This is a genomic window from Streptomyces sp. NPDC006283, assembly GCF_040613325.1.
Lineage (GTDB): Bacteria > Actinomycetota > Actinomycetes > Streptomycetales > Streptomycetaceae > Streptomyces.
Genome location: NZ_JBEXRZ010000286.1, coordinates 1 through 7774, shown reverse-complemented (window position 1 = coordinate 7774; position 7774 = coordinate 1). Strand labels below are relative to the sequence as shown.

The window sequence follows — 7774 nt, the reverse complement described above, 5'->3', positions numbered from 1 at the left end:
GGTCCTGCACACGGTAGTCGCGTCCAGGACGGCCGTCGTACCAGCCACGGAAGGGCCTTCGCGCCGCAGCAGAACGGGTCCGACGGTGACGAGCCAGGAGACGGCACCGGCGCCCAGGGCGAGGGCGAGGTGGCCGGGGACGTCGGCGAGCCGCTGCGGCACGAACAGCGCGGCGGTGGCGACGAAGGTGAAGATCACGTTGCCGGGCGGCCCGATCCGGCCGGCATCGCAGAGCGCCTTCTGGACGCCCGCGAGCAGAGCTCCGACCGCGACGAGCGCGGCGACCGAGTCGGTGAGCGACGCGACGACCAGGGCCACGCCCAGCCCCGCCGTCATACCGAGCACGACCCGCGCGACGGTCCCGGCGCGGCGGGCGTACGGGAGGCTGTGGCCGTACAGGGCGCAGAGCGATCCGGCCATGGTGTACATGACCAGGTCGAGGCGCCCGAACGCGAGAAGCACCAGGTTCGGCACGGCTGCCGCGACAACGACGCTTGTCGCCGGCTTGAACCACTGGTCGGAGGGACGTCCCAGGCGCAGGGCCGGGGCCAGGAGGAGAGGGTGCGTGCGGGGCGTGCGGGATCGGATGGATGTATCACTCACCCATCTAAATTAACAGGTGTTACACAAGTAAACTATTGCCCTTGGAGCCGCGGGCGGCGAACCGGATGAGATCGGATGAGGGAGTCGCGCGCGAGCCCCTCTCCATCAGGCATCAGCTCGCGCTCAGCCTGACCCCGAGCGCGAACACTCCCGCAGCCAGCACGGCTGCGGCCCAGACCGAGGGGAGCGTGCGGCGGCGGCGCAGCGCCGAGCGGATCGCGGCGACGAACTCGAAGACCGCGACGACGGCACCGGTCAGGCCGATGACCGCCGCGGTCCAGTAGGCCCAGGTGGACTCGCCCCAGAACCGCAGCAGCAGGAGCGCCGGTCCGATGAGCAGCAGCGAGAGGGTGGAGGAGAACACCGATTCCTTGGGCTGCTCCTGAACCCGCGCCGCCGTCTGCTCTTCGGCGTGTGCCTGCTCCTGCATGATTCCCCCGTGTGAATGATCAAGGTCCGGTACCTCCTGGGATGACGCCGGACCTTGATCGTTGGTTGCTCCGGTGCCGGTGGCGAACGGTCCTGGGCGAGGGAGCCCAGGACCGTCGTTGCGGTACAGCCGGCGAGCCAACCGCTCGCGCCCTTCAGGCAGGAGTGGGGGTCAACGGGTGAAGGTGACCCGATGCTCCTTCAGTGCGGCGCAGTTGGAGCCGAGCACCTGCACGTACACGCTGCCGATGTTGCCGCCCCAGTCGACGCAGTGGGCCCTGCCGTAGACGTAGGTCGGCCCTGCGTACGACGTGTACTGCCCGTAGTCCTCGTCGCCCTCGTTGGTGTCGGGCACGTAGATCCATGCGGACATGGCCCTGGCGTTGCCCGGGTTGTTGCGGATGGTGGTGACGCAGTTCTTGCCGTTCGAGGAGTTGTACGTCAGGTACACGGTGCCCAGAGAGCCGATGGGTGCCGAGTTCACGGTCTTGTAGCCGCTTCCGCAGACTTTCTGCGGCGTGGTGTTGGGTGCGGCGGAGGCGGGCGACGCCAGGGCGGTCGTGGCCCCGACCGACAGGGCCGTCAGTGCGACGGCGGCCAGGGCAGAACGAGTGAGTCTCATTTTTCCCCCTTGTGAATCTTGCAGGTGATTGCTCCTGTTTGGTGTGACCCGCAGGGCATCCAAATGGTTGTGCCCTGTTCGCAAGAGATGTCGGCTCAGGGGGCGTTCATGCACGGTGCCCGCCGGGTGGTTGCCGAACGGCCGACCTCGAACCGGAACAGGGCCTGCACGACGAGGGGGTCGTGAAGGTCCTGTTCCATGCGCCGTCGGCTTGTTGGCCAGGGTCAGAGTTCCTTTTCACGCGAGGGAGACGGCGACCAGGGCTATGGCGGAGCCGGCGAAGACCACCGTGTTGCGGAGGTAGGTCTGGGCGCGCACCCAGCGGGGGAAGGCTTCCTCGGCGGCTCGGAGGAAGGGTGCGACGGCAACCCGGGCCAGCTCCGGGTCCCCTTTGCGGCGGAAGGCGGCCTCCACGGACTTCACCGCAGTGAGGTTGCTGTAGACGATCCCCGCGTTCATCAGCACCACGAGCGAGGAGAAGATCCAGGTCAACAGCTGGGCCACATCGGCGCCGACGAGGTTCAGGGTGGCCGTTGCGGTCATCACCACGGCGACGGTGACCGGAGCCGCGGTCTCGTGGCCGCCCGCGTCGAACCGGAGCCTGTTTTCCTCCAAGACCTCCGGGCGGACGCCCTGGCGGCGGAGCTCGGCCACCGCCGCGGCTTTGGCGGCGGGACCGAAGCGGTGGCGGACCACCGGGATGCTGATGAAGGCGGCAGCGACGAGCAGTTGCATGACGGCGGCGAGGATGTTCATGACGGCCTTCCGTTTCGATTTGCACTTAGTTCAACAAGCTGTCCAGAAGACCGTAGGGCACGACTTGAACTTTGTGCAAGTACCTGCTTGAACATTGTGCAAGCGGCCGCGTAGCGTGAGGGCATGCCACGCGACACGCTCACCCGGAACCAGATCGTGCACACCGCTGTCGAGCTCTTGGACGCCGAAGGTCTCGAGGGCCTGAACATGCGCGCCCTGGGCAAGCGACTCAACTCCGCCGCCACGGCCGTGTATTGGCACGTCAAGAACAAGGACAAGCTCGTACTGCTCGCCACCGACCAGGTGTGGGGTGAGCTGCCACTGCCGGACCTGGACGCGGTCGACTGGCGCACCGCGGCCACCGCCATGGCCGCCGACCTGTACGGGATGTTCACCCGGCACCCCTGGCTGGTGCAGGTCTTGGCTGCGCACGTCGTCTACGGCGAGGGCAAGGCCCGCCACGACGACCATCACCTCGCCGCCTACGAGGCCGCCGGTTTCACCGGCACGCAGGCCGACCAGGCGGTCGCAGCCGTCTTCACCTACGTCCTCGGCAACGCCGCCGGCGCCGCCGCGACCTCCTCCCTCACCAGGAAACTCAACGGGGACGGCACCACCGCCGAGCAGCACTTCCAGGACGCCATGACCAAAGCCCAGGAGATCGCCATGCGCTACCCGCGCCTGCGCGCCCGCCTTGAAACCGCAGCGGCTACCGACTATGCCGCCTCTCCCGACAAGACTTTCGAGTTCGGCCTCCAATCTCTCCTCGACGGCCTGGAGCGGCGACTCGCTTGACAAGGGAGTGCACTGGCACCTCGGCGTGAACCTGGCCGCACATCGGTACCACGGCTGAGCTTCACGGAAGTTGAGCCAGAATGTGGGATCTGAAACCGGTTGTCGCTCAGGTACGACAGCACCTGGTGTTGGCGCAGAGCGTCAAGGCGGAGGCGCCTGTTCTTGACCGTCGTGGCCGGCGCGGCGAATGTGGACCGTGCCGGCGGCCAGGTCCATATGGAAGGGCGGGTCTTCTGCCGGTATGACGTTCTTGCGCACGCGTTCTGGTTCCATGGCGCGTTTGACGGTCTGGGCTCCGGGGTCACCATCCTGGATGAGGTCGACACCGATGGACGACAGGCTCTCGGTCCTGCGCCAGTAGATCCAGCCCCGGGCCTCCATTTCCCCACTCTTTGACGAAGGCGCCGCTCCGCGCATCAGAACGGGCGAAGTGGAAGTCCCGAAAAGTATCGCAAACCACCTCAAAGGGTGCGCAGGTCCACCCGCCCGCCGAGGGTTCACGTCTGCGCTGGCCTGGTGGAAGCGGTGTCCCGCAAAGGCGAAAGCCACACCTGCCTCGAGCGCGACGTCTGTCTCGCGCGCTATTGAAGCCGGTGGCGGCGTCGTCGTCGTCCACGGCAGCGCCATGACCGCCGTCTCTGTCGACTCCGACGCGACTGCTCTGACCTTCAGGCCGGCAAGGCAAGGAAGCTTCGAGCCCTCGCTTCTCGACCGGGCATCGAGAAGGGCCTCGGTCGATACGGCTGCGCCACTACTGACGAGACGCTGGCGCAGGCTTACTGCAAAGGTATTCATGAGGGTAGTCGCTGGTGCATACTCGGGGTATGGCTGATACCACCGTAAAGGTCGACACCGCGACGCGGGACCGGTTCGCTGCCGTCGCCGCGGCTCGCGGGCAGAGCGTCCGCGCGTACTTGGCCGAGCTGGCCATAGAGCAAGAGAACCAGGTCAAGCTGGGCAGGGCCACGACGGAATTTCGCGAGGCTCTCGCGCGGCCGGGATTCCTGGAGAACTTCGACCGTGACTTCGGCGGTCTGCCGACGTCGGAGCAGCACTCCAGCAGCCGGGCGGCCTGACCTTGGACCTGCACATCGATATCCGCTGGCTTCTGGACCGTCAGGAGGAGCTGCTCGGCAAGGATTTGGCGGTGGCGGACTACTCGGCGCTGGTCGCTGCGGTGGCACGTCATCGGGTGAACACGCCGCACCTGGATGTGGGAGCGCCCGACGCTTACTGGCGGGCGGCCGCTCTGCTGCAGCAGATCGTGCTCGTGCAGCCCTTGCCTGCCCGGAACGAGGTGTTCGGCTATGCGGTAGCGACGGCGTACATCCGGGCGTCCGGAGAGGCGATTGAGGGCCTGTACAGCGAATGGCGGGACCTGATCACCGACATTCGGGCCCTGAGGCTGACCGTGTACGACGTTGCCGATCGGCTGAGAAGCTGGCGGGCAGCCGGCTGAGTGAACTCTGTCGAGGCTACGCTGACCATTCGGAGACGCGGTGGCGCCCGGCAGCTCCCCATTAGACCGATTCGGTAAGCGCTCCGCGACTCCCAGTGCTCCTTCTGGGCTGGGGATGGATACTGCCAGCGCTGGCCGTGGACAGCACTGCACTCAGCGCGGTCAACCAGTGCTCGCCTCGTTGCCTCCTCCGAAGCGAGGCGTGTCGGCAGGAGTGAAGTCCGCACGGACTCGCCCCGATGCACGGGAGGGCAACACCGTCCTGCAGCGTCAAGTGAGACGTCTGCGTGTACCTCGGCGACCAGCGATGGGTAGACCAAGATCACGTCCAGCGGGTCACGGGTCCCCCAGCCGGCGGCGAAGGTAAGCCCGTACGGGTGCCCCCGGGCCGGCCGGCGACAACAGGACTGCCGCACCCGACGGCACCCGATGGACCTACCGCTACGACCCGCTGGGCCGCCGCACAGCCAAGCGCCAGCACGCCTCCGACGGGACCGTCGTTGCCGAGACCCTCTTCAGCTGGGACGGCAGCCGCCTGGCGGAACAGACCGACTCCTCCACCTGCACCACCTTGACCTGGGAGTACGACGGCCACCGTCCGATCGCCCAGGCCGAGCGCCGCACGACGCAAGCCCCCGGCGGCGACCAGGATTCCGTCGACGCCCGCTTCGGTCGCAATCGTCACCGACCTCGTCGGCACACCCACCGAACTCGTCGACCACACAGGCGCCACCGCCTGGCACAGCCGCGCCACCCAGTGGGGCGCCACCGCCTGGAACCGGGACGCCACGGCACACACGCCGCTGCGCTTGCCCGGCCAGTACGCCGACCCTGAGACCGGTCTGCACTACAACTTCTTCCGCCACTACGACCCCGAGGCCGGCCGCTACGTCAGCCCCGACCCTCTCGGCCTGGACCCCGCCCCCAACCCCGTCGGCTACGTCACCAACCCCGCCACCGAGGCCGATCCCCTCGGGCTGGCGCCCTGTATGCAGAGCCTGGAGGACATGGCACACAAAATCTCCCAGATCCTGCCCAAGCGCGGACAAGAGGGACAGACCGTCGCCATCATCACCACGCGTCACAAGGGGAAGGACGTGCTGATCGTCGCCGGGACCAGCAAGAGCAAGCTGAGCCCCGCACAGCGGAAACCGGCCGAGGAGATGGGCCTTTACCGCGGCTTGGCAGAACCTCATTTCAGAAGGCGACATTCACCGGTGATGCCGGGTTCGAGTCAGGCAATATCGCTGGTGGCTGCCCGGTTGCTGGTGAGAGCTGGCAGCACTGGGTGGCTGATGAAGCCCCAATTGTTGATGAGAAGTTGCAGCGGCTCCAGCGCCTGGGAATGGGGTGACGACGACTTGGCGGCGTCCGTATCCTTCGCTGGGTGAGTCTGATCGAGGTGGTTCCAGGGCAGGTCGAGCTTGTCGTTCAGGGGGCAGGGGGGTCGGTGGCCTCTGTCCGGCTGTTCGATTGGTCGCGGGCGGAGTGCGAGGTTGCCTTCGCTGTGGAGGCCATCAATGACGGTGTGCGTGCGCGGCTCGAGACCGTGACCGTGACCGTCTGGGACAGCATGAGCGAGTTCTTCGATGGCCTCGCGCGCGACTTCCGTGGTTGGGAGGGCGAGCGGGTGTGGACCAATAACCACCTGGTCGTGACCGCGACGTTCGGCTCGGGTGGTCATGTGTATCTGGGCTGGACCCTGCGGTCCGGATTCTTCCCCGGCGACTGGAGCTGCACTGTGACGACCGTGATCGAGGCTGGCGAAGGGATGACGGCCGTAGCTGCTGACCTGCGGGACTTCCTGCGGGAAGAGTAGGCCATCGGCTGTACGCCGGTCCTCAGCGCCTTCTTGGCTTTCTCAGCCGACGGCTGGCTGCGGGCCTGCGTGCGCCGTCGCAGCCGCAAGAAAACGATGACTGCGAGCAGCACAGCCACGTTGATGGTCACCAACTGCCTCCCCCCTTGCCACCCCGACCCTCCCGTGTGGGCGGCAAGGCGCCCCCAGCCTTCTTGTGTAACCGGGCCCCAGTGACGTTGAAGGAACATTGCCGATAAATGGCGCAAACCAATCAGACCTGACCGAATGTCACACGGCCTTTCTGCACGTGACGACTCATACGGCTGTGATCAGTTCCTGGTCGGATCAGGCCCACAGGCGGAACATTTCAGTGTCTCTGCCCAGCCCTCGGGCGCCTGCAACCGCGTCGGGCCGGGAGGCGCCGCAGGCCAGCGCCTGATAGTAGAAGGCCGAGGCGAAGGCCAGGGCCGCTGCTCCCTCTGGGTATCCCTGCGGTGCGATGTAGGCAGAACATCCACCGTTCAGGAAGGCGCGGGCCAGGGCATCGGTTCCGGTCATGCAACCGGTGCTGAGCACCACCTCCCGAGGTGGACTGCACCCCAGTTCAGTCACGACCTCGGCGGTGAGTACGTCGTTGAAAGGCTGCTGCGCCGCGATCTCTGGGGCGAGGGGATCCATGAGCATGCCTCGTTGGTCACCATGACAGCTGAAGACCAGGTGCTCAGCTCGGCTCAGCGTGCCGTTCAACACCTCCGCCAGGTGGCTGGGGGCACCGACGGGCAACACGCGGACATCGGTCCCGTACTCGGCGAGCATGCTGCGCAGCGCGTACGGTTCGCCGCCGGTGTGACCGATGGCAACGACATCGACAGTGGTGACAAACATCCTGGCGGGCTCCCGAGTGTGCGTCGTATCGACCCGGAGATAGCACAGTTGAGACCACCTCACGGCACCCCGGCACACCGCCTGGGGCGTAGCCAGCAGCGTTGAAGCGGGTGTCGTCGTGCATGCTGGACGTGTTCCCTCCTGGTCAGAGCACTCTGGCTGGGGGCTGTCCGGGACGCCGGCTCATTAGCCGATGCTGCGGCAGCCCCGGTCTCTCTCTTGTTGAGCTCTATGCGGCCAGCCGATGCGAGGCCGGGGTGTGGGAGCTGTTCGGGTCGGCGGGGGTTCCGTCGTGGCACTCCAGGCCTGTTAACCGAACTAACTCAGCTGTCTTCGCAGGTCAGAGCAGGTATCTGCTAGCTTCCCGATGTGCTTGATGAGCAGCAGTACGCTGCAGGCAGTAACCCGTTACACATGGCAGGTC

Annotated in this window: 9 protein-coding genes and 2 pseudogenes; 5 read left to right on the top strand and 6 right to left on the bottom strand. The window is 66.6% G+C overall.

Translation table 11 applies throughout. The features are described 5' to 3' along the window. The 4 genes and pseudogenes from ABZ070_RS33770 to ABZ070_RS33755 form a co-directional block, all read right to left on the bottom strand. A pseudogene (locus ABZ070_RS33770) lies at positions 1-603 on the bottom strand (FUSC family protein); the annotation flags it as partial. A gap of 112 nt (positions 604-715) precedes the next feature. After that, on the bottom strand, positions 716-1033 hold the full coding sequence (locus ABZ070_RS33765; protein WP_356639584.1) for a hypothetical protein: 318 nt from the start codon (positions 1031-1033) through the stop codon (positions 716-718). A gap of 171 nt (positions 1034-1204) precedes the next feature. Beyond that, positions 1205-1654, bottom strand: a complete 450-nt coding sequence (locus ABZ070_RS33760; protein WP_356639582.1) for a spore-associated protein — start codon at positions 1652-1654, stop codon at positions 1205-1207. Between the two features lie 237 nt (positions 1655-1891). Further along, positions 1892-2410 (bottom strand): hypothetical protein, encoded by a 519-nt coding sequence (locus ABZ070_RS33755; protein ID WP_356639580.1) that lies wholly within the window; start codon positions 2408-2410, stop codon positions 1892-1894. Between the two features lie 123 nt (positions 2411-2533). Between ABZ070_RS33755 and ABZ070_RS33750 the strand changes: the two genes are divergently transcribed. Then, positions 2534-3205: a TetR/AcrR family transcriptional regulator C-terminal domain-containing protein gene (locus tag ABZ070_RS33750; RefSeq protein ID WP_356639578.1), complete on the top strand. Its 672-nt coding sequence runs from the start codon at positions 2534-2536 to the stop codon at positions 3203-3205. 141 nt (positions 3206-3346) lie between these two features. On the opposite strand, the gene ABZ070_RS33745 is transcribed toward ABZ070_RS33750, so the two are convergent. Then, positions 3347-3586, bottom strand: coding sequence for a hypothetical protein (locus ABZ070_RS33745; protein ID WP_356639576.1), 240 nt, complete (start codon positions 3584-3586; stop codon positions 3347-3349). Between the two features lie 443 nt (positions 3587-4029). Here ABZ070_RS33745 and ABZ070_RS33740 point away from each other — a divergent pair, with 443 nt between their 5' ends. From ABZ070_RS33740 to ABZ070_RS33725, 4 genes and pseudogenes are all read left to right on the top strand, one after another. Next, positions 4030-4281 (top strand): antitoxin MazE7, encoded by a 252-nt coding sequence (locus ABZ070_RS33740; protein WP_356639574.1) that lies wholly within the window; start codon positions 4030-4032, stop codon positions 4279-4281. Between the two features lie 2 nt (positions 4282-4283). Next, positions 4284-4664 carry a toxin Doc gene (locus ABZ070_RS33735; RefSeq protein ID WP_356639572.1) on the top strand — a complete coding sequence of 127 codons (381 nt, stop codon included), beginning with the start codon at positions 4284-4286 and terminating at the stop codon, positions 4662-4664. A 415-nt stretch (positions 4665-5079) separates the two neighbouring features. After that, a pseudogene (locus tag ABZ070_RS33730) lies at positions 5080-5662 on the top strand (RHS repeat-associated core domain-containing protein); the annotation flags it as partial. A gap of 389 nt (positions 5663-6051) precedes the next feature. Then, a complete protein-coding gene (locus ABZ070_RS33725) occupies positions 6052-6483 on the top strand; it encodes a DUF6228 family protein (protein ID WP_356639570.1) in 432 nt (143 codons plus the stop codon). Between the two features lie 327 nt (positions 6484-6810). Here ABZ070_RS33725 and ABZ070_RS33720 read toward each other — a convergent pair whose 3' ends face one another. Continuing rightward, positions 6811-7350 carry a CHAT domain-containing protein gene (locus ABZ070_RS33720; RefSeq protein WP_356639568.1) on the bottom strand — a complete coding sequence of 180 codons (540 nt, stop codon included), beginning with the start codon at positions 7348-7350 and terminating at the stop codon, positions 6811-6813. Positions 7351-7774: the final 424 nt, after the last annotated feature.

Bases quoted from the DNA above. Each gene is read 5' to 3' on its own strand.
- ABZ070_RS33765 (WP_356639584.1), bottom strand. From the start codon at position 1,033: ATGCAGGAGCAGGCACACGCCGAAGAGCAGACGGCGGCGCGGGTTCAG.
- ABZ070_RS33760 (WP_356639582.1), bottom strand. From the start codon at position 1,654: ATGAGACTCACTCGTTCTGCCCTGGCCGCCGTCGCACTGACGGCCCTG.
- ABZ070_RS33755 (WP_356639580.1), bottom strand. From the start codon at position 2,410: ATGAACATCCTCGCCGCCGTCATGCAACTGCTCGTCGCTGCCGCCTTC.
- ABZ070_RS33750 (WP_356639578.1), top strand. From the start codon at position 2,534: ATGCCACGCGACACGCTCACCCGGAACCAGATCGTGCACACCGCTGTC.
- ABZ070_RS33745 (WP_356639576.1), bottom strand. From the start codon at position 3,586: ATGGAGGCCCGGGGCTGGATCTACTGGCGCAGGACCGAGAGCCTGTCG.
- ABZ070_RS33740 (WP_356639574.1), top strand. From the start codon at position 4,030: ATGGCTGATACCACCGTAAAGGTCGACACCGCGACGCGGGACCGGTTC.
- ABZ070_RS33720 (WP_356639568.1), bottom strand. From the start codon at position 7,350: ATGTTTGTCACCACTGTCGATGTCGTTGCCATCGGTCACACCGGCGGC.